Source organism: Halobaculum sp. P14, assembly GCF_051195155.1.
Classification (GTDB): domain Archaea; phylum Halobacteriota; class Halobacteria; order Halobacteriales; family Haloferacaceae; genus JBNTKA01.
In genome coordinates this window covers 122,057-139,409 of the sequence record NZ_JBNTKB010000005.1, presented here as the reverse complement: position 1 = coordinate 139,409, position 17,353 = coordinate 122,057, and the positions used below count along the sequence as shown (strand labels likewise).

The following is a 17,353-nucleotide window of genomic DNA, read 5'->3' as shown; positions in this document are numbered from 1 at the left end:
GTACAGGTATGAGCGAAGCAGAGCAGCGGACCGAGCGACGCTGCGTCTCCTGCGGCATCAACGTCGCGGGAACGGCGGCGGCCACGTTCAAGTGCCCCGACTGCGGGACGCAGATCAGCCGGTGTGCGAAGTGCCGGAAGCAGAGCAACCTCTACGAGTGTCCTGACTGCGGCTTCCGGGGGCCCTAACGATGGGGAAGGTCGCAGCCAAGATGAAGGTCATGCCGCAGAGCCCCGACATCGACCTCGACGAACTCCAGGAGCGACTCGAGGAGTCGCTGCCGGAGGGCGCCGAGATTCGCGGCGTCGAACGTGACGACGTCGCCTTCGGCCTCGTCGCGCTGCTGCCGACGGTCATCGTCCCCGACGACGCCGGCGGCACGGAAGCCGTCGAGGAGTCGTTCTCCGACGTCGACGGCGTCGAGTCCGTCTCCGTCGAGAACGTCGGCCGCATCTAACGACCGGACGCGCCTTTTCGACGTTTTTCAGATCGCCAGCCGCGGGCTCGGCGTCCGTGTGAATCCGTGTCGCGGCGGCGACGGTTTCCCCAGTGTTATCACCGCCGACGAAGCAAATATTGCCATGGCGGAGATGCAGTACACGACGCTCGGCTCGACCGGCCTGGAGGTCTCGCGGTTCTGTCTCGGCTGCATGAACTTCGGCACCGAGCAGCCGTGGATGCTGAACGACCACGACGACAGCGTCGACCTCATCCACGAGGCGCTCGACGCCGGCATCAACTTCCTCGACACCGCGAACGTCTACTCCACCGGCGAGTCCGAGGAGATCGTCGGCGACGCCGTCGCCTCCGCGAACCGCGACGAACTGGTGCTCGCCACCAAGGTGTTCGGCGAGATGCGCGACGGCCCGAACGGCTCCGGGCTCTCGCGGAAACACATCATCGACCAGTGCGAGGCGAGCCTCGACCGACTCGGCGTCGACTACGTCGACCTCTACCAGATTCACCGCTGGGACGACGACACGCCCATCGAGGAGACGCTCGCCGCGCTCGACCACCTCGTCGAAACCGGCCGCGTCCGCTACGTCGGCGCGTCGACGATGACGGCCTACCAGTTCACGAAGGCGCTGTACACGAGCGACGTCGAAGACTACAGCCGGTTCGTCTCGATGCAGCCCGAGTACTCCGCGGTGGCGCGCTACGAGGAGCCGAACGTGCTCGACGTCTGCGACGGCGAGGACGTCGGCGTCATCCCGTGGTCGCCGCTCGCCGGCGGCTTCCTCACCGGCAAGTACGACCGCGACGCGGAGCCGCCCGCCGGGACGCGCGGCGCCGCCTCCGAGTCCGTCCGCAGCTACTTCAGCGAGGAGAACTGGGCCGTCCTCGACGCGGTGCGCGCCGTCGCCGCCGAGGAGAACGCGACCCCCGCCCAGGTCGCGCTCGCGTGGCTCCTCCACCGGGACGTCGTCACCGCGCCCATCATCGGGCCGAAATCGGCCGACCACCTCCACGAGAACCTCGGGGCGCTCGACGTGTCGCTGAGCCCCGAACAGCTGAGCCGCATCGCCGAGCCGAAAACCCCGCGGTACCCGCAGGCCTGACCGCGGCGCGGCGACTCGGCCGTGCGCAGAGAGCCGGAGGGCGTCGGGCACACCACTTTTGCCGCGGACGGACGAACCGCCGACGATGACTCCTGTCGAGCTCGCCGCACGGCTGGCCGCCGGTGTCGCTCTCATCCTCGCGAACGGCTTCTTCGTCGCCATCGAGTTCGCGATGACCCGGGTCCGGCAGTTCGAGGAGGCCGAGTTCGACACCGCCGGGCTGCGCCGGGCGTGGGAGATGACCGACGACCTCGAAATCTACCTCACCAGCTGCCAGGTCGGCATCACGGCGTCGAGCATCGCCGTCGGTATCGTCGCAGAGCCGGCGCTCGCCGCCGTCGTCGAGCCGGTGTTCGAGGGGTCCGCGGTCGCCGGCGTCGGACTCGGCGCCGTCGTCGCGTTCGTCATCATCAACCTCGTCCACCTGACTCACGGCGAGCAGACGCCGACGTACCTCGGCGTCGAACGCACCAAGACCGTCTGCCGGTACGGCGCCCGGCCGCTGTACTGGTTCACGCGGCTCATCCGGCCGATAATCGCCGTCGGCGACACGGTGGCGAAGTGGACGCTGCAGCTGTTCGGCGTCGAAATGACGGGCGCGTGGCTGGAGGCCGAACAGGAGGCGATCGAGACGCGGGCCGACCTCCGGCAGAAACTGAGTTCGACGCTCGCCGCCGGCGACCTCCCGGAGGACCGCCGCGAGGAGGTCGTGAACGCGCTCCGGGTCGGCGAACAGCCGGTCGCCGACATCATGGTGCCGCGCGACGACGTCGTGTCGCTGTCGGTGTCGGCGTCGACGGCGTCCAACCTCGCTGTGATGGAGGAGCACCCGCACACTCGGTTCCCGCTGGTCGGCGACACCCTCGAGGAGTTCCGCGGCATCGTCTACATGCCGGCGTTCGTCAAGCACCTGCGGGAGTTCGCCGACGACGAACTCGACTTCGAAGCCGTCGCGTCGCCGCCGATGACGCTCTCGCCCGAGACGACGGTGAGCGACGCCATCGACCGGTTCCAGATGGAGGGGCAAGAGCTCGCGCTGGTCGTCGGCGACGGGGAGGTCCGCGGACTGCTCACCGCGACCGACGCGTTCGAGGCCGTCGTCGGCGACATCGAGGACCCGCTCGACGCCGAGAAGTGAGGTCGCTCGCGGCCGGCAGACCGACTACTGCTCCGCGCGGCCGTCGTCGGTGATGACCTCGTCGACGAGCCGCATCGGCGTCGCGTCGTACGCCGGGTTCTCGACGTCGATGCCCTCCGTCGGTTCGAGCAGCACCTCGCTGGGCGCGCGGAACTCGTTTTCGAACTGGAAGCCGTCCTCGATGACTTTGGCGCCGGAGCCGACGACGACGACCGGGACGCCGAGTTCGTCGGCCGCGGCGGCGATGGGGAACGTCCCGACGCGGTTGTACAGGGTGTCGCCGACGATGCAGTCCATGCCGAGGACGACGCGGTCGCACTCGCGGAGGAACTCGCCGGCCGCGCTGTCGACGCCGAGGTGCGGTTCGATGCGGTCGATGCCGGCGAGCGTCCGCGCGGTCTTCCGGCCGAGGTAGCGCGGCCGCGCCTCCGTAACGTACGCGGTCAGGTGCGCGCCGCCGGCCGCCGCCGACTCGATCGCCTCCAGCACGGTGGACGAGTAGTCGTGCGTCAGGAACGTTTCGCCGTCCGAGAACGTCTCGGCGGCGTTGACGGCGGCTTCGCGCTTCCCGGATTCGACGCGTTCGGCCACCTGTTCGACCGCCGTGTCGAGCAGCTTCTTCGCGCCCTCCACGGTTTCGGCGTTCCCGATGACGTCGTCGACGACGTCCCGCATCGCCTGGTGGAGCGTCGCGTGCGACGGGTTCGCACGGCGGAGCGCGCCGGCGTTGTGGTCGAGGTCGCGCTCGAACTCGTCGAGCGTCGCGTACTCGCGCCCGAGCAGGTCGCGGAGCGCGCGAGCGGCCTTCACGGCGACCACCGACGAGGAGTGCGTCTGCATCTCCCGGATCTCGGCGACGGTCTCGTCGATCATGGCTCACCCGTCGGGGAGTCGCCGGATAGGTGTTCCGGGAATCCGCGTTCGCCTCTCACGTGTTCGTCCGCAGCAGTCCACGCGTCCGGGCGACGGAGCAGCGGAGCGGTTGAGCGGCTCGCCGGGCACGGCTGGCCGGAGACGACAACACTCTTGGCGTCACCGCGGCTACGGACGGAGAGCGAATGAATCGGCGCACGCGCGACTACCTCGAGGGGCGCTTCGGCGACTACTACCGGAGCGCGGACGTCTCGCCGCCGCCGGCGGCCAACGAGCGCGAGTGGGGCCACATCCCGTTCACGGCCGGCGACGGGACGACGATGGTCCGTCACCAGTCGCTGCTCGACATCGGCGGCGTCGGCGAGTTCCTCGCGCGCGAAGCGCCGCGGCACGCCTACTTCTCGGCCGCGCGGTACACCGACCCCGGCAACCGGAAGATGAGCGAGAAGGGGTGGCGCTCTGCGGACCTCGTCTTCGACCTGGACGCCGACCACCTCCCGGGCGTCGACCCGGAGAAGACGGGCTACGCCGACATGCTCGCCGCCTGCAAGGAGGAACTGCTGAACCTGCTGGACTTCCTCGAAGCCGACTTCGGCTTCGGCGACGACGACCTGACGGTCGTGTTCTCGGGCGGCCGCGGCTACCACGTCCACGTCCGCGACCCGGCGATGCGACGGCTCGACTCCGCGGCGCGGCGCGAAATCGTCGACTACGTCCGCGCCGTCGACCTGAACTACGACGGGCTCATCGAGCGCCGGCCGAACGAGCGCGGCGCGCTCCAGAAGCGGCTCCGCGCCGAGGGCGGCTGGGGGCGTCGCGTCCACGAGGCGCTCGTCGAGTACGCCGAGCGGCTGCGCGAGATGGACGAGGAGGCGGCGCTCGCCGAACTGCAGGAACTCGACGGCGTCGGCGAGAAGACGGCGTCGACCATCTACGGCGTCCTCGAACGGAACCCGGAGGGCGTCAAGTCCGGGAACGTCGAACTCGGCCCGGGCGCGTCGACGCTGGTTCGCGCCATCGCTTCCGAGGTCGTCGCCGAGCAGACCGCGCCCATCGACGAGCCGGTGACGACGGACCTCCGGCGGCTCATCCGGCTGCCGCGCTCCATCCACGGCGGCAGCGGGCTCGTCGTGACGCCGCTCGAACGCGGCGACATCGACGGCTTCGAGCCGCTTCGGGACGCCGTCCCCGGCCGGTTCACGGACCGGGACATCCTCGTCGACGTGGTCGACCCGGGCCGGGTCGAGGTCGGCGACGATAGAGATAAGGTGTCGGAGGGAGTCGTCTCCGTTCCAGAGTACGTCGGCGTGTTCCTGATGGCGCGCGGACGCGCGGAGAAGGCGAAGGAGTAACCCATGGACCTCGACGAACTGCGCACGGTACAGTCGAAAGAGCGGAGGAAGGACAGCCTCCAGCACCTGCGCGACTCGTTTTACGAGGACGTCGCCGACTACATCGGCGACCGGAAGCGACAGCGCGACGAGCGCGCGTCGTCCGTCGACGACCCCTTCTCCGACTCGGACGTCAGGAAGCTCTCGGACGAAATCGAGACGGCCGAGGAGGTCATCGAGTCGCTGTACGAGCGCCGCGTCGGCAAGGTCGTGAAGCTCGCGTCGTTCGCCGCGGCGGGCGCCCCGACGGACACGGAGGGGATGACGCGGCAGGAGCGCGACCTGTTCGAGGACCTCGTCGCCCGCATCGAGCAGAACAAAGACGCAGTCCTCGACGTGCTCGCCGGCGGCTCCGACGTCGACATCGGGGTCGACGACGCCACCGCGGTCGCGGAGACGGCCGCCGGCGAAGCGCCGACGGGGAGCGTCGACGCGGCGGAGTCGGCCGCTGACGCCGGTCCGCCCGACGAGACGTTCGAGGCCGACGCGGCCGGCGCGGGCGAGGACACCGGCGGCGTGCTCGCGGACGCCATGGGCGGCGACGCGGGCGAGGACGCCGGCGGCGCCGACGGGGACGCCGACGCTGCGGCTCCCCGCGCCGCCGCCGACCGGACGGGCGAGGCCGAGGCGGTGACGGACCAGCCCCCGGCGAATGACGCTGGCGCCGCTGGCGACGACGAGCCGGTTCCGCCGGAAGCGAACGGCGAGCCCCCGGGAGCCGTCGACGGCTCCGGCGGGCAACAGACCGCGGACGCCGGCGACGAATCCGGGGACAGCGACGCCGCAGGCGACAGACAGACGGTCCGCATCACGCGGGACGTCGGCGAGATTCTCGGCGTCGACGAGCGCGAGTACAGCCTCGCCGCCGAGGACGTCGTGTCGCTGCCGGCGGCGAACGCGGAGCCGCTGGTGGAGCGCGACGCCGCCGAGCCGCTTGAGTGAAGCCGCCGGTGCCGCGATAGGAACGACTTTTCGGGTGGCGTCCACACTCCCGGTATGCTCGAGCCAGGCGACGACGCACCCGACTTCGAACTGCCGAACCAGAACGGCGAGCCCGTGTCGCTGTCGGCGCACGACGACCAGTACGTCGTCGTGTACTTCTATCCGCGCGCCGACACGCCGGGCTGTACGACCGAGGCGTGCAGCTTCCGCGACTCGTGGGACGAGTTCGCCGACCGCGACGTCCCCGTCTTCGGCGTCAGCGACGACCCGGTCGACGACCTCGCGGACTTCGCCGAGAAGTACGACCTGCCGTTCGACCTGCTCTCGGACGAGGACGGCTCCGTGTCGGCCGCATACGACTCCTACGGCGAGAAGAACGTCTTCGGGAACGAGGTGACCGGGGTGTTCCGGAACACGTACGTCGTCGCGCCCGACGGCACCATCGCGAAGGCGTACGAGGGCGTCGACCCGGATGAGCACGCCGACCAGATTCTCGCGGACCTCGACGACCTTCAGGGGTAGCCGCCGACCAGCCGCGCGAGCGCGCGGCGCTTCAACAGGGCGAACCCGGCGACGACGAGGAGGAACCCGGCGACGGTGAGCGGCGTCACCGGCTCTTCGAGCAGCGCGGCGCCGAGCCCCGTCGCGACCACCGGCACGACGTACGAGACCAGGTTCGTCTCGAAGGCGCCGACGCTGTCGAGCAGCGTGAAGTAACAGCCGTACGCGACCGCGCTCGCGAAGACGCCCATGAACAGCAGCGCGGCCACGACCCGCGGCGTGAACGCCGCGGCGGCGGGGACCGGTTCGCCGAGCAGCGCCGACGCGACGTGCAACTGGACCGCGCCGACCGCCATCGCCCACGCGGTCCGGGTGAGCGCGGGCGCCGACGGGTTCAGCCGGCGCGTCAACACGCCGCCGAGCGAGACGGAGACCGCCGCGACGAACACCAGCGCGACCCCGACGGTTGTCTCGCCGGCGAGCGCCGACGGCGACGGGTTCGCGACGACCGCGACGCCGGCGACGCCGAGCAGGACGCCGACGTAGCCGCGGGCGTCCAGGCCTTCGTCGGCGAGCAGCAGCCCGGCGAACGCCGTCGTCAGAATCGGGTTCAGGCTGTAGACGATGGAGGCGACGCCGCCGGTCGTGTACCGCTGGCCGACGAACAGGAAGGCGGCGTTGACGCTGACGAGCAGCGTCGCGCCGACGAGCACCGCCCAGCCGTCGTCGCGGGTCCGCGGGAGCGGGTCGTCGAGAGCGACCAGGACGTACCCGAGCGCGACGACCGCGCCGACGTCGAACCGGAGCGCGCCGAGCAGCACCGGCTGCACCGCGTTCAGCGCCACCTCGACGGCCGGGAACGTCCCGCCCCAGCAGAGCCCGAGCACGGCGAACAGCGCTGCGTCGCGAGTCCGTACCACACCGGGGCGACGGCGCCGACGCCCTTCGGCGTTTCCGTACCGGCACGCGCCGTACCGATCCGCGGCCGCGGGAAGCCCTGCGGCGGCGGGTCGATCGGCGGAGTCGTCACTGCGACTGTAGCCGCAGCCGTGGTCGATTGACGGTGCGGAAAACGAGTCCTCGACGGCGCCGCCGGCGGCAGCGCGGTTCGGGTGCGCTGTGACGGCGCTTCGGGGTGGTCAGTAGCCGCGGCTGATGAGGTAGTCCGCGAGGTCGCACAGCAGGTCGTGCGCCTCGTTGTCCGGGAGGACGTCGAGGCGCTCTTTGCTGCGCTCCGTGAGCTCTTCGGCTTTCTCGCGGGCGTACTCGATGCTGCCGGCGGCTTCGAGCGTCGCCACGGCGTCGTCGATGGCGGCCTCCGTGACGTTCTCGGGGTCGTCGGCGTCGACGAGGCCGTCGACGTCGACGCCCTGCTGACGGGCGTGCAGCGTGATGAGCGTCTCCTTGTCCTCGACGAGGTCGGAGCCGCGCTGCTTTCCGAGTTCGTCGGAGGGCACCGTCAGGTCGAGCACGTCGTCTTGAATCTGGAAGGCGCGGCCCGAGTCGACGCCGTACCGGTAGAGCGCGTCGACGACGTCGTCGTCGGCGCCCATCAGTATCGCCGGGATGGACGCGGAGGCGCCGTACAGCACCGCGGTCTTCAGTTCGACCATGTCCAGGTACTCGTCGGGCGTCACGTCGTCGCGGCCCTCGAACTCGACGTCGAGCGTCTGTCCCTCGCAGATGCGGGTGCAGGTGGACGCGAGCGTGTGGACCGCGCGCAGCCCCGCCGACGGGTCCGCACCGGTGTCCGACAGCAGCTCGAACGCCTTGGCGTACAGCGTGTCGCCGGCGAGAATCGCGGTTTCGGTGTCGTACTCTCGGTGGACGGCCGGGACGCCGCGACGGAGGTCGTCCTCGTCCATGATGTCGTCGTGGATGAGCGTGAACGACTGGATGACCTCGACGCTCACGGCGGCGCGCAGCAGGTCGAACGGCTCGCCGTCGAGCGCCGGGAACGTCCGGTACGGCGTCGACAGCGGCTCGACGTCGGCGAGCGACTCCGCGGCGAGCAGCAGCACCGTCGGCCGCAGCCGCTTCCCGCCCGCTTCGAGGATGTACCGCGAGGCCTCGTACAGCCGTTCCGGCTCCGCCATCGGGAGGTCCTCGTCGAGCGCCTCGTTGACGAGGTCGCGTCGCTCGCCGACCGCGGCGAGTACCCGCTCCTCCGTCGCGTCCTGGCTCATCTCACTCGGTCAGCTGAATCATGTTGCCGTTCTGCGTCACGTGGAGGTCGCGCCCGAGCGTGTACCCCATGCTGCTGGCGAGGTCCACGTACGGCGCGAACCCTTTCATGTCCTGGTGGGCTGGGATGACGTGCTGCGGCTGGAGCGCGTCGAGCATCTGGTAGTGGCCCTCCTCGCGGAGGTGGCCGGAGACGTGAATCTCGTCGTAGATGCGGGCGCCCTGCATCTTCAGGAGGCGCTCGGACTGGTAGCGCTGCCCCTCGTTGGTCGGCTCCGGGATGACCCGGGCGCTGAATATGACCTTGTCGCCGTCGTCCAGTTCGTACGGCGTCTCGCCGCGGCCCATCCGGGTGAGCATCGCGCGCGGCTCGCCCTGGTGGCCAGTGACGATGGGCAGGTAGTTCTCCTTGCCCTCCTGCATGATCCGCTTGAACGTCCGGTCGACGGACTTCCGGTGTCCGTACATGCCGAGGTCGTCCGGGAAGTCGACGTAGTTCAGGCGTTCGGCGGTGCCGCTGTATTTCTCCATCGACCGGCCGAGCAGCACCGGCTCGCGGCCGATGTCCTTCGCGAACTCGACGAGCGACGACACGCGCGAGATGTGGCTGGAGAACGTCGTCGCGACGATGCCGCCGTCGTAGTCCTCGACGGACTCCATCACGTCCCGCAGGTGGCGGCGCGCGACCGACTCCGACGGCGTCCGGCCCTTCCGGCCGGCGTTCGTGCAGTCTTCGATGTAACAGAGGACGCCTTCGCCCTCGCGGCCGATTTCGCGGAACCGCTCCATGTCGATGGGGTCTTCGAGGACCGGCGAGTGGTCCATGCGCTTGTCGAGCCCGTAGACGACCGCGCCCTCGGGCGTGTGCAGAACCGGGTTGATGGCGTCGATGATGGAGTGGGTGACGTGGACGAACTCCATTTCGACCTTGCCGGAGTCACCGATGCTCATCGTCTCGCCGGCCTCCATCTTGACGAGGTCGTTGTCGACGTTGAACTTGTTCTCGCCTTTGATCTGCTGTTTCACCAGTTCGATGGTGAACGGCGACGCCACGACCGGCGCGTCGTACCGGTGGGCGAGCTTCGAGATGGCGCCGATGTGGTCGAGGTGGCCGTGCGTCGGCACGATGGCTTGCACGTCGCCCTCGAGGTCGGACATGACGCGGTCGTCCGGAATGGCCCCCATGTCGATGAGGTCCAGGCTGTGCATCTTCTCTGTCTCGACGTTGTCGTGGACGAGGACCTGACTCAGGTTGAGGCCCATGTCGAACACGACGATGTCGCTCCCTGCGCGGACTGCCGTCATCTGGCGGCCGACTTCCTCGTAGCCGCCGATAGTTGCGATTTCGACTTCCATTGGTTTCGATTGTCTGTTGCGAGCGTTTGAAACCGCCCTCGCTCGGAGGGCGGGCAGGCTCGTACGGAAAGCCCCGGAACACGGGTCGCTGTGGACCCCGGCGTCTTACAGCACGTCGGTCCGCAATCCCGCTATACGCCCCACGTCGACGCGACGTCGACCGGACGTACTTACCCGCGGGCTCTGTTGACTGGACGTACACCGGCCGCTCTTAAAACTGCTCGGGTTCGGGGGAGCGCGTGCGCGGTGGCCAAACTCCACCGAGCGACAGTCCGGCTTCACCGAGTGGCCGTCGGGTGCCCTCACAGAAGGTGAGTCCCGGTCGAATGGGCGCCGACCGTCGCCGTTCCAGTCAGTCACCGAACACCATCGCGGCGTCACCAGCCGGTTTCCGGGGCGGGCGACGCCGATTCGTCGGCGCCTCCCGGTATATTTAAACCTCGCTCGGCCGACGGCCGGTGTATGAGTGGCAGACCGCTCGACGTACTGGAGGAGGCGCTCGAGACCCCGGTTACCGTCCACCTCAAAGACGGAACCGCACACTTCGGCGTGCTCGCCGGCTACGACCAGCACATGAACGTCGTGCTCGACGCGACGGACGTCCCGGTCGAGGAGTCGGCGGCCAGCGAAGTCGAAGACACAACGATTATCCGTGGCGACAACGTCGTTTCGATCAACGTATGACCGGTGCAGGTACCCCGACTCAGGGCAAAAAGAACACCACGACGCACGTGAAGTGCCGTCGCTGTGGCGAGAAGTCGTACCACGTGAAAAAGAAGGAGTGCTCGAGCTGCGGCTTCGGGAAGTCCGCGAAGCGCCGGAGCTACGAGTGGCAGTCGAAGGCCGGCGACAACTGACGTTCCTCCTCTCCCCGTTCTCGACGTCTCGGTAGCGACGCTGCACGGCGCCGCGTCGCGGTCCACGTCCACCCTGAGCACCGCGAATCCTCGCCGGTCCGCTGCGGCGGCAGCAGGACCCACGACTGCCTCCTATCCATCCTTGTGCATACTTGTTGACTTTCCCGCGAGTCGATGGGCACGATAGCGGGGGTTTTTGTGGGCTGGGGACACAGATTCGTCCATGCAGAACGGGGATTCCGGCGGCGACGACGCGCCACGGTCCGGCACCTCGATTACCTCGACGACACCGCCGCTCGCGGACGACTCCGGGGGCGGCGAGGTCGGCGGCGGCCCGACGGAGAAGTGCGGCGTCGTCGGCGTCTCGCTCACCGACCGCGCGGCCGCACGGCCGCTGTACTACTCGCTGTACGCGCTCCAGCACCGCGGACAGGACTCCGCCGGAATCGTCACGCACGACGGCTTCCAGCAGCACAGCCACGTCGAGATGGGGCTGGTCGGCGACGCCTTCGACGGCGCCGACCTCGACGGCCTGAACGGCTCGGCCGGCATCGGCCACGTCCGATACCCGACCGCCGGCGGCGTCAACGACTGCTGCGCGCAGCCGTTTTCGGTGTCGTTCAAGTCCGGCGCGCTCGGACTCGCACACAACGGGAACCTCGTCAACGCCGACGAGATTCGCGACGAACTGGAGTCGCTCGGCCACGCGTTCACGTCGAACGGCGACACCGAAGTCATCGCGCACGACCTCGCGCGGAACCTCCTCGAAGCCGACCTCGTCCGCGCCGTCAAGCGGACCATGGGCCGCATCCACGGCTCGTACTCGCTGACCGTGATGCACGACGACACCGTCCTCGGCGTCCGCGACCCGCTCGGCAACCGGCCGCTGTGCATCGGCGAACTCGACGACGGCTACGTGCTCGCCTCCGAGTCCGCCGCGATCGACACCCTCGACGGCGAACTCGTCCGGGACGTCGAACCCGGCGAACTCGTCGTCCTCGACGCCGACGGCAGCGGCTTCGACTCCTACCAGCTGTACGACGAGGAGCATTCGGCGCACTGCTTTTTCGAGCACGTCTACTTCGCCCGGCCCGACTCCGTCATCGACGACACGCTCGTGTACGAGGCGCGCCGCGACCTCGGCCGGGCGCTGTGGGACGAATCCGGCATCGACACCGACGTCGTGATGCCGGTGCCCGACTCGGGCCGCGCGTTCGCCTCCGGCTACGCCGACGCGGCGAGCGAGGCCGGCGCGGACGTCGAGTTCGCGGAGGGGCTGATGAAGAACCGCTACGTCGGCCGCACCTTCATCATGCCGACGCAGGACGAACGGGAACGCGCAGTCCGCCTCAAACTGAACCCCATCAAGTCGACCGTCGAGGGGAAGACCGTGACGCTCATCGACGACTCCATCGTCCGCGGCACCACCTCGACCCAGCTCGTCGAACTGCTGTACGACGCCGGCGCCGAAGCGGTTCACGTCCGCATCGGCGCGCCGCCCATCATCGCGCCCTGCTACATGGGCATCAACATGGCGACCCGCGAGGAACTCATCGCCGGCGACCAGTCCGTCGACGACATCCGCGACACTATCGGCGCCGACTCGCTGTCGTATCTCTCCATCGACGCCGTCGCCGACGCGCTCTCGGAGCGCCGCGACGACCTCTGTCTCGGCTGCGTCACCGGCGAATACCCGTACGACATCGACGGCGAGGAGACCGACCGCGAGGTCACGCCGCCAACCCGCGACAGCGAAGCCGTCGCCGACGACTGACCCACGACTACTCCCGCACCGGACGCCGCGGAACAGCCTCCTCCTCCGCTTTTGGGGTTCGTCGCGCCCTCATCGACGGCTCAGTCGCGCGGGCGCACGTCAGAACACGACGTACAGCAGCAGGTAGACGACGACGCCGAGCGCGAACGAGACGACCCACAGCACCGCAGCGACCCTCCCGACTCGTGCGTGCGGCGTCTCCGCTAGCGCCGACACCGGCCGCGTCGTCGCCAGCGTCAGCGCGTACACGACCAGCGGCACGCAGACGACGGCGAGCGAGACGTGGACGGCGAGCAGCGGGAGGTAGACGGTCGTGTACAGCGACTGCGGGCCGGGGAACGGCGTCGTTCCGACGACGGCGACGCGGTAGAGGTACAGCACGAGGAACGTCGCGAACAGCGCCGTCGACGCGCCCATCAGGCGCCTGTGCCGCTGGTAATCCCCGCGCCGTGCAGCCGCGACGCCCCCGGCGATGGTGCCGATTGCGACGACCGAGGCCGCGGCGTTGACCGTCGGAATCGCGTGGAGGACGGCGGCCGGCGCCCGCGGCAGCAGCGACGCCGGGACGAAGCCGAGCGCGACCGCGAACACCAGCGCGACCGCCGCCGTCGACACCGTCCCCGCGACGCCGACGGTGTGGTCGCGGGCGAACGCTCGGACTCCCCCGTCCTCGTCTTCCCCCGCCGGGTCCGTGGACATACCCGAGGCGTCGGCGCGGAACCGTAAAGCGGTTTCCGAGACGGCGCGGAACCGGCACCCGGGAGCCGCGGCTCCGAGTCCGCCGCCGTCTGCGAGTGCGTGTCGGGGAGCGAAAAGATGGAAAGCCCTTTATCCCTCTCCCGGCTACAAATCAGTGCACACTGACGCACGGTGCGTGGGTAGCCAAGCCAGGCCAACGGCGCAGCGTTGAGGGCGCTGTCCTGTAGAGGTCCGCCGGTTCAAATCCGGTCCCACGCATCCACCAGGATGCAGGTGCTGTGCGTCCCTTCGGGGACGCCCTACAGACAGCACCCACGCACAATCCTTCCGGAACCAACGTCCGACAGCGACGCCGCAGCCCCGCGGTTTTGGCGGCAGTGCGGCCGGGCGCGGACCGAGAGGACAACCGTTTTGAGCGCAGGGGGCGCCCCCACGTGATATGCACGCCATCACCGGCTCCGGGTGGATCGAGGTGATTTCGGGGTCGATGTTCTCCGGGAAAACCGAGGAGCTCCTCCGGCGGCTCCGCCGCGCCGAAATCGCGGGCCAGGAGGTCGCGGTGTTCACGCCGGCGCTCGACGACCGGTACGGCGAGACCAGCATCGGTTCGCACAACGGCCGGGAGTGGGAGGCGACCGTCGTCGAAAACGAGGGCGACGGGCCGTGGGAGATTCTCGACCACCTGAACGGCGAGAAGGTGGTCGCGGTCGACGAGGCGAACTTCTTCTCCGGCGAACTGCTCGACGTCTGTCACCGCCTCGCCGAGGACGACCGGCGCGTCATCGTCTCCGGCACCGACCAGACGTTCCGCGGCGAACCGTTCCATCCGCTCCCGGAGCTGATGGCGGTCGCGGAGTACGTCGACAAACTGCAGGCCATCTGCTCGGTGTGCGGCGAGCCGGCGACCCGGAACCAGCGGCTCATCGAGGGCGACCCGGCGCACGTCGACGACCCGACCATCATGGTCGGCGCCGAGGAGAGCTACGAGGCGCGCTGTCGGAGCTGTCACACCGTCCGGAGCGACTGACCAGGCTCGGCCTCGGCTTGGCCAGTCGGTCCGGTTGCCTATCCCGCGACCACAACCGTGATAGCGGCCGCCTCGAAACGTCGGGGCGTGACGACGTGGGTCGACAATCCGGAGGGCGGTCGTGCGCGCGGGCCGCGCGGCGTCGCTCGCGCGTGGGTCGAAGTGATGGTCCGGCCGACGCGCTTTTTCCGGAACGGCGTCTCGCCCGGCGACCAGGCGCCCGGCCTGGTGTTCGCGTCGACGGTCGCGACCTGCTTTCTGGTCGGCCGGTTCCTCACGGCGCCGGAGACGGTGCCGACGACGCTCGGCGGCCCCGCGCTGTCGTCGCTGGTCGCGCTGGTCGCGGTCGCGGTGTTCGTCGCGCCCGCCGCGCTCCACCTCACGGCGGCGGTGCAGACTGTGCTGCTCGTCGTCGCGTCCCTGGATTTCGACCGCGAGCGAGGGCTGTACCAGCGGGAGCGAGCCGGCATCAGTCAGACCGTCCAGGTGGTCGCGTACGCGGCCGCGCCGTGCGCGCTCGCCGGTCCCGCAGTTCCGTCGCTCCGCGCGGCCTGCGCGCTGTACGCGACCGCGCTGTTGGCGCTCGGCGTCCGCACCGTCCACGGGACGACGACCGGCCGGGCGGTCGCGGCGACCGCGATTCCGGCGGCGATGGCGTTCGGCGTCGGATTCGGCGGGTTCGAGGCGGTCGCGACGCTGCTGGCGTGCTGGTACATCATCTGAGTCGCGCGGCCGCCGAGCGGGCGGTCACGCCAACGTTTCGACAACCGTTTTAGGCAGGGGATACTGGTTCTGCTCAAATGGGTAAGTGTATCATCTGTGGGACGCCCGTGGACGGGCACATCTGCGACTCCCACGAGGAGGACGTCGTCTTCGATTTCCGTGGGAACGACCCGAACCAGCTCGTCAGCGGCCGCTTCTACCGCGGCGTCGTCGACGGCTACGCCGACTTCGGCGTCTTCGTCGACCTGTCGTCGAACGTCACCGGCCTGCTGCACCGCTCGGAACTCGACCAGCGGCTCGAATCGCTCGACTGGGAGGCCGGCGACGAGGTGTTCGTTCAGGTGAAGAACGTCCGCGACAACGGCGACGTCGACCTCTCGTGGTCGATTCGCCAGGAGGAGCGTGACTTCCGCGGGTCGCTCGTGCAGGAAGGCACCGAAGAGCGCAAGGCGGAGCCGGAGTCGGAAGCCGAAGAGAAGTCAGGACCGGTAAAGGTCACACCGACGTCCGGCCCCGCCGGAACCACGACGAGCGAACAGCGCGGCGAGACGACGACGCCGGAGCCGACCGAGGAGGCAGAGGCGGAGGCCGAAGCGGAAGCGGCGGCCGAAGCCGCCGAGGAGGCCGAGTCCGGATTCGAGTTCGAAGAGGAAGCCGAGGCGGAGACCGAGTCGGAACCGGAGGCCGCTGAAGCCGCCGAGTCGGACGTCGAAGCCGCCCGCGAGGCCGAGCAGGCGGAGCCGACCGGCGAACTCGAACACGTCGGCATCGGGTCGCTCGAGAACCGCGTCGGCGACGAGGTCCGCATCGAGGGCGAGGTCGTCGGCGTCCGGCAGACCGGCGGGCCGACCGTGTTCGAACTCCGCGACGAGACCGGCGTGGTCGACTGCGCCGCGTTCGTCGAGGCCGGCGTCCGCGCGTACCCGGAGATCGAGGTCGGCGACGTGGTTCGGCTCGACGGCGAAGTCGAGGTTCGCCGCAACGAGATTCAGGTGGAGACCGAGGCGCTCGTGGCGCTCGAAGGCGACGACGCCGAGGCGGTCGAGCGCCGACTCGCAGACGCGCTGACCGACGAGGCGCGGCCGGACGACGTCGAGACGCTCGCGCCGCACGACGCCGTCGACGCGGTGAGCGACGACCTGCTCGACGCCGCGGAGGCGATTCGCCGCGCCGTCCTCGAATCGCGGCCCATCGTGGTTCGCCACGCCGCGACCGCCGACGGCTACGTCGCGGGCGCCGCCGTCGAACGCGCCGTGCTGCCGCTGATTCGCGACGAGCACGCCAAGAGCGACGCCGAGTACCACTACTTCACGCGTCGCCCGCTCGACGAGGCGGTGTACGGGATGGACGCCGCGACGAACGACGTCACGCGGATGCTCCAGGACCGCGACCGGCACGACGAGAAGCTGCCGCTGGTGCTGCTGCTGGGCACCGGCTCCACCGTCGAATCCGAGGACGGCCTCGGCCTGCTCGACGTCTACGGCGCCCGGCGCGTCGTCGTCGACGCCGCCGCGGCCGACCCGGAAATCGCGGACGCGGTCGACACGCTCGTCAACCCCGAACTCGCCGGCGTCGCCGCCGCGGACCTGTCGACCGGCGTGCTCGCGTCGACGCTCGCGGCGACCGTCAACGGCGACGTCGCCGACGACGTCGCCCACCTGCCCGCGGTGAGTTACTGGGAGGACACCCCGGACGCCTACGTCGACCTGGCCGCAGACGCCGGCTTCGACGAGGAACTGGTCGCGGAGCTCCGCGAAGCGGTCGCGCTCGAAGCGTTCTACCAGAGCTACCAGGACAAGCGCGAACTCATCAAGGACATCCTGTTCGGCGCGGACGGAAGCGACCTCGCGGGCCACATCGCGGGCCAGTTCCGCGAGAAGCTCGAAACCGAACTCGACACGGCGGTCGCGAACCTCGAAACGCGGGAGACCGACGGCGTCGACTTCGCGGTGCTTGACGCCGACGCGTACGCGCACCGCTACGACTTCCCGCCGACGGCGCTGCTCGCCGACGAACTTCACCGGAATCAGCGCGACGACGGCCCGTTCGCGACGCTGGTGCTCGACACCGACGACCTGTACGTCCGCGCGACCGGTGACGTGGACGTCCGGCAGGTCGCCGCCGACGTCGCCGACGACGTCGAGGACGCTGGCGTCACGGCCGAAGGCGTTCGGCAGGGGCGCATCGAGTTCCTCGCGGGGCGCCGCGACGCCGTGCTCGACGCCGCCGTCGACGCTGTCGCCGCACAGCTCGACTGACCCGGACCGATATTTTCGTCGGGTCGCCGTTCGTCTGCTCGGTCTGTTCTCCGCCGCCTGGATTCTCTCAC

The 17,353-nt window shown here is 69.6% G+C and carries 18 protein-coding genes and 1 tRNA gene; 14 read left to right on the top strand and 5 right to left on the bottom strand.

Annotated elements, in window-relative coordinates; genetic code table 11:
• Positions 1-8: 8 nt before the first annotated feature.
• The 4 genes from ACQUS7_RS11010 to ACQUS7_RS10995 all read left to right on the top strand — a co-directional run bounded on the left by ACQUS7_RS11010 (position 9) and on the right by ACQUS7_RS10995 (position 2,697).
• Entirely contained in the window at positions 9-188 is a 180-nt protein-coding gene (locus ACQUS7_RS11010; protein WP_435129614.1) for an HVO_2753 family zinc finger protein, read from the top strand.
• A 2-nt stretch (positions 189-190) separates the two neighbouring features.
• Entirely contained in the window at positions 191-457 is a 267-nt protein-coding gene (locus tag ACQUS7_RS11005) for an elongation factor 1-beta (RefSeq protein WP_435129612.1), read from the top strand.
• Positions 458-581: 124 nt separating this feature from the next.
• Positions 582-1,559, top strand: coding sequence for an aldo/keto reductase (locus tag ACQUS7_RS11000; protein WP_435147000.1), 978 nt, complete (start codon positions 582-584; stop codon positions 1,557-1,559).
• An 85-nt stretch (positions 1,560-1,644) separates the two neighbouring features.
• A complete protein-coding gene (locus ACQUS7_RS10995; RefSeq protein ID WP_435146998.1) occupies positions 1,645-2,697 on the top strand; it encodes a hemolysin family protein in 1,053 nt (350 codons plus the stop codon).
• Positions 2,698-2,721: 24 nt separating this feature from the next.
• Here ACQUS7_RS10995 and ACQUS7_RS10990 read toward each other — a convergent pair whose 3' ends face one another.
• Positions 2,722-3,570, bottom strand: a complete 849-nt coding sequence (locus ACQUS7_RS10990) for a translation initiation factor eIF-2B (protein ID WP_435129606.1) — start codon at positions 3,568-3,570, stop codon at positions 2,722-2,724.
• Between the two features lie 185 nt (positions 3,571-3,755).
• Here ACQUS7_RS10990 and priS point away from each other — a divergent pair, with 185 nt between their 5' ends.
• Genes priS through bcp form a run of 3 tightly spaced genes read left to right on the top strand, consistent with a single transcriptional unit; the run spans position 3,756 to position 6,425 of the window.
• Positions 3,756-4,922 carry a DNA primase small subunit PriS gene (gene priS, locus ACQUS7_RS10985; protein ID WP_435129603.1) on the top strand — a complete coding sequence of 389 codons (1,167 nt, stop codon included), beginning with the start codon at positions 3,756-3,758 and terminating at the stop codon, positions 4,920-4,922.
• 3 nt (positions 4,923-4,925) lie between these two features.
• The gene (locus tag ACQUS7_RS10980; protein ID WP_435146995.1) at positions 4,926-5,903 is read left to right on the top strand and encodes a DNA replication complex subunit Gins51; all 978 of its coding nucleotides are present in this window, start codon (positions 4,926-4,928) and stop codon (positions 5,901-5,903) included.
• Positions 5,904-5,957: 54 nt separating this feature from the next.
• Positions 5,958-6,425, top strand: coding sequence for a thioredoxin-dependent thiol peroxidase (gene bcp, locus ACQUS7_RS10975; protein ID WP_435146993.1), 468 nt, complete (start codon positions 5,958-5,960; stop codon positions 6,423-6,425).
• On the opposite strand, the gene ACQUS7_RS10970 is transcribed toward bcp, so the two are convergent.
• The 3 genes from ACQUS7_RS10970 to ACQUS7_RS10960 form a co-directional block, all read right to left on the bottom strand.
• Positions 6,416-7,324, bottom strand: coding sequence for a DMT family transporter (locus ACQUS7_RS10970; protein ID WP_435146991.1), 909 nt, complete (start codon positions 7,322-7,324; stop codon positions 6,416-6,418). The two genes, bcp and ACQUS7_RS10970, sit on opposite strands and share 10 nt — an antisense overlap.
• A gap of 219 nt (positions 7,325-7,543) precedes the next feature.
• Entirely contained in the window at positions 7,544-8,590 is a 1,047-nt protein-coding gene (gene idsA3, locus ACQUS7_RS10965) for a geranylfarnesyl diphosphate synthase (protein ID WP_435129591.1), read from the bottom strand.
• A gap of 1 nt (position 8,591) precedes the next feature.
• Positions 8,592-9,944 carry an RNase J family beta-CASP ribonuclease gene (locus tag ACQUS7_RS10960; protein WP_435146989.1) on the bottom strand — a complete coding sequence of 451 codons (1,353 nt, stop codon included), beginning with the start codon at positions 9,942-9,944 and terminating at the stop codon, positions 8,592-8,594.
• A 462-nt stretch (positions 9,945-10,406) separates the two neighbouring features.
• On the opposite strand from ACQUS7_RS10960, the gene ACQUS7_RS10955 reads away from it, so the two are divergent.
• From ACQUS7_RS10955 to purF, 3 genes are all read left to right on the top strand, one after another.
• On the top strand, positions 10,407-10,628 hold the full coding sequence (locus tag ACQUS7_RS10955) for an LSM domain-containing protein (RefSeq protein ID WP_435129585.1): 222 nt from the start codon (positions 10,407-10,409) through the stop codon (positions 10,626-10,628).
• Positions 10,625-10,801, top strand: coding sequence for a 50S ribosomal protein L37e (locus tag ACQUS7_RS10950; RefSeq protein WP_435129583.1), 177 nt, complete (start codon positions 10,625-10,627; stop codon positions 10,799-10,801). The genes ACQUS7_RS10955 and ACQUS7_RS10950 overlap by 4 nt, the downstream gene beginning before the upstream one ends.
• Positions 10,802-11,024: 223 nt before the next feature.
• Positions 11,025-12,575, top strand: coding sequence for an amidophosphoribosyltransferase (gene purF, locus ACQUS7_RS10945; RefSeq protein WP_435146986.1), 1,551 nt, complete (start codon positions 11,025-11,027; stop codon positions 12,573-12,575).
• A gap of 99 nt (positions 12,576-12,674) precedes the next feature.
• On the opposite strand, the gene ACQUS7_RS10940 is transcribed toward purF, so the two are convergent.
• On the bottom strand, positions 12,675-13,274 hold the full coding sequence (locus ACQUS7_RS10940) for a DUF420 domain-containing protein (protein WP_435146984.1): 600 nt from the start codon (positions 13,272-13,274) through the stop codon (positions 12,675-12,677).
• A 173-nt stretch (positions 13,275-13,447) separates the two neighbouring features.
• On the opposite strand from ACQUS7_RS10940, the gene ACQUS7_RS10935 reads away from it, so the two are divergent.
• The 4 genes from ACQUS7_RS10935 (at position 13,448) to ACQUS7_RS10920 (ending at position 17,282) form a co-directional block, all read left to right on the top strand.
• Positions 13,448-13,532: transfer RNA gene (locus ACQUS7_RS10935), tRNA-Leu, on the top strand.
• 181 nt (positions 13,533-13,713) lie between these two features.
• Positions 13,714-14,301, top strand: coding sequence for a thymidine kinase (locus ACQUS7_RS10930; protein WP_435129575.1), 588 nt, complete (start codon positions 13,714-13,716; stop codon positions 14,299-14,301).
• An 87-nt stretch (positions 14,302-14,388) separates the two neighbouring features.
• Positions 14,389-15,024: a YIP1 family protein gene (locus tag ACQUS7_RS10925; protein ID WP_435146981.1), complete on the top strand. Its 636-nt coding sequence runs from the start codon at positions 14,389-14,391 to the stop codon at positions 15,022-15,024.
• Positions 15,025-15,101: 77 nt separating this feature from the next.
• Complete coding sequence (locus tag ACQUS7_RS10920; RefSeq protein WP_435146979.1) at positions 15,102-17,282, top strand: DHH family phosphoesterase; 2,181 nt, start codon at positions 15,102-15,104, stop codon at positions 17,280-17,282.
• Positions 17,283-17,353: the final 71 nt, after the last annotated feature.

Excerpts from the sequence above, each read along its gene's own strand:
- ACQUS7_RS11010 (WP_435129614.1), top strand. The coding sequence starts at position 9 with ATGAGCGAAGCAGAGCAGCGGACCGAGCGACGCTGCGTCTCCTGCGGC.
- ACQUS7_RS11005 (WP_435129612.1), top strand. The coding sequence starts at position 191 with ATGGGGAAGGTCGCAGCCAAGATGAAGGTCATGCCGCAGAGCCCCGAC.
- ACQUS7_RS11000 (WP_435147000.1), top strand. The coding sequence starts at position 582 with ATGGCGGAGATGCAGTACACGACGCTCGGCTCGACCGGCCTGGAGGTC.
- ACQUS7_RS10995 (WP_435146998.1), top strand. The coding sequence starts at position 1,645 with ATGACTCCTGTCGAGCTCGCCGCACGGCTGGCCGCCGGTGTCGCTCTC.
- ACQUS7_RS10990 (WP_435129606.1), bottom strand. The coding sequence starts at position 3,570 with ATGATCGACGAGACCGTCGCCGAGATCCGGGAGATGCAGACGCACTCC.
- priS (WP_435129603.1), top strand. The coding sequence starts at position 3,756 with ATGAATCGGCGCACGCGCGACTACCTCGAGGGGCGCTTCGGCGACTAC.
- ACQUS7_RS10980 (WP_435146995.1), top strand. The coding sequence starts at position 4,926 with ATGGACCTCGACGAACTGCGCACGGTACAGTCGAAAGAGCGGAGGAAG.
- bcp (WP_435146993.1), top strand. The coding sequence starts at position 5,958 with ATGCTCGAGCCAGGCGACGACGCACCCGACTTCGAACTGCCGAACCAG.
- idsA3 (WP_435129591.1), bottom strand. The coding sequence starts at position 8,590 with ATGAGCCAGGACGCGACGGAGGAGCGGGTACTCGCCGCGGTCGGCGAG.
- ACQUS7_RS10960 (WP_435146989.1), bottom strand. The coding sequence starts at position 9,944 with ATGGAAGTCGAAATCGCAACTATCGGCGGCTACGAGGAAGTCGGCCGC.
- ACQUS7_RS10955 (WP_435129585.1), top strand. The coding sequence starts at position 10,407 with ATGAGTGGCAGACCGCTCGACGTACTGGAGGAGGCGCTCGAGACCCCG.
- ACQUS7_RS10950 (WP_435129583.1), top strand. The coding sequence starts at position 10,625 with ATGACCGGTGCAGGTACCCCGACTCAGGGCAAAAAGAACACCACGACG.
- purF (WP_435146986.1), top strand. The coding sequence starts at position 11,025 with ATGCAGAACGGGGATTCCGGCGGCGACGACGCGCCACGGTCCGGCACC.
- ACQUS7_RS10940 (WP_435146984.1), bottom strand. The coding sequence starts at position 13,274 with ATGTCCACGGACCCGGCGGGGGAAGACGAGGACGGGGGAGTCCGAGCG.
- ACQUS7_RS10930 (WP_435129575.1), top strand. The coding sequence starts at position 13,714 with ATGCACGCCATCACCGGCTCCGGGTGGATCGAGGTGATTTCGGGGTCG.
- ACQUS7_RS10920 (WP_435146979.1), top strand. The coding sequence starts at position 15,102 with ATGGGTAAGTGTATCATCTGTGGGACGCCCGTGGACGGGCACATCTGC.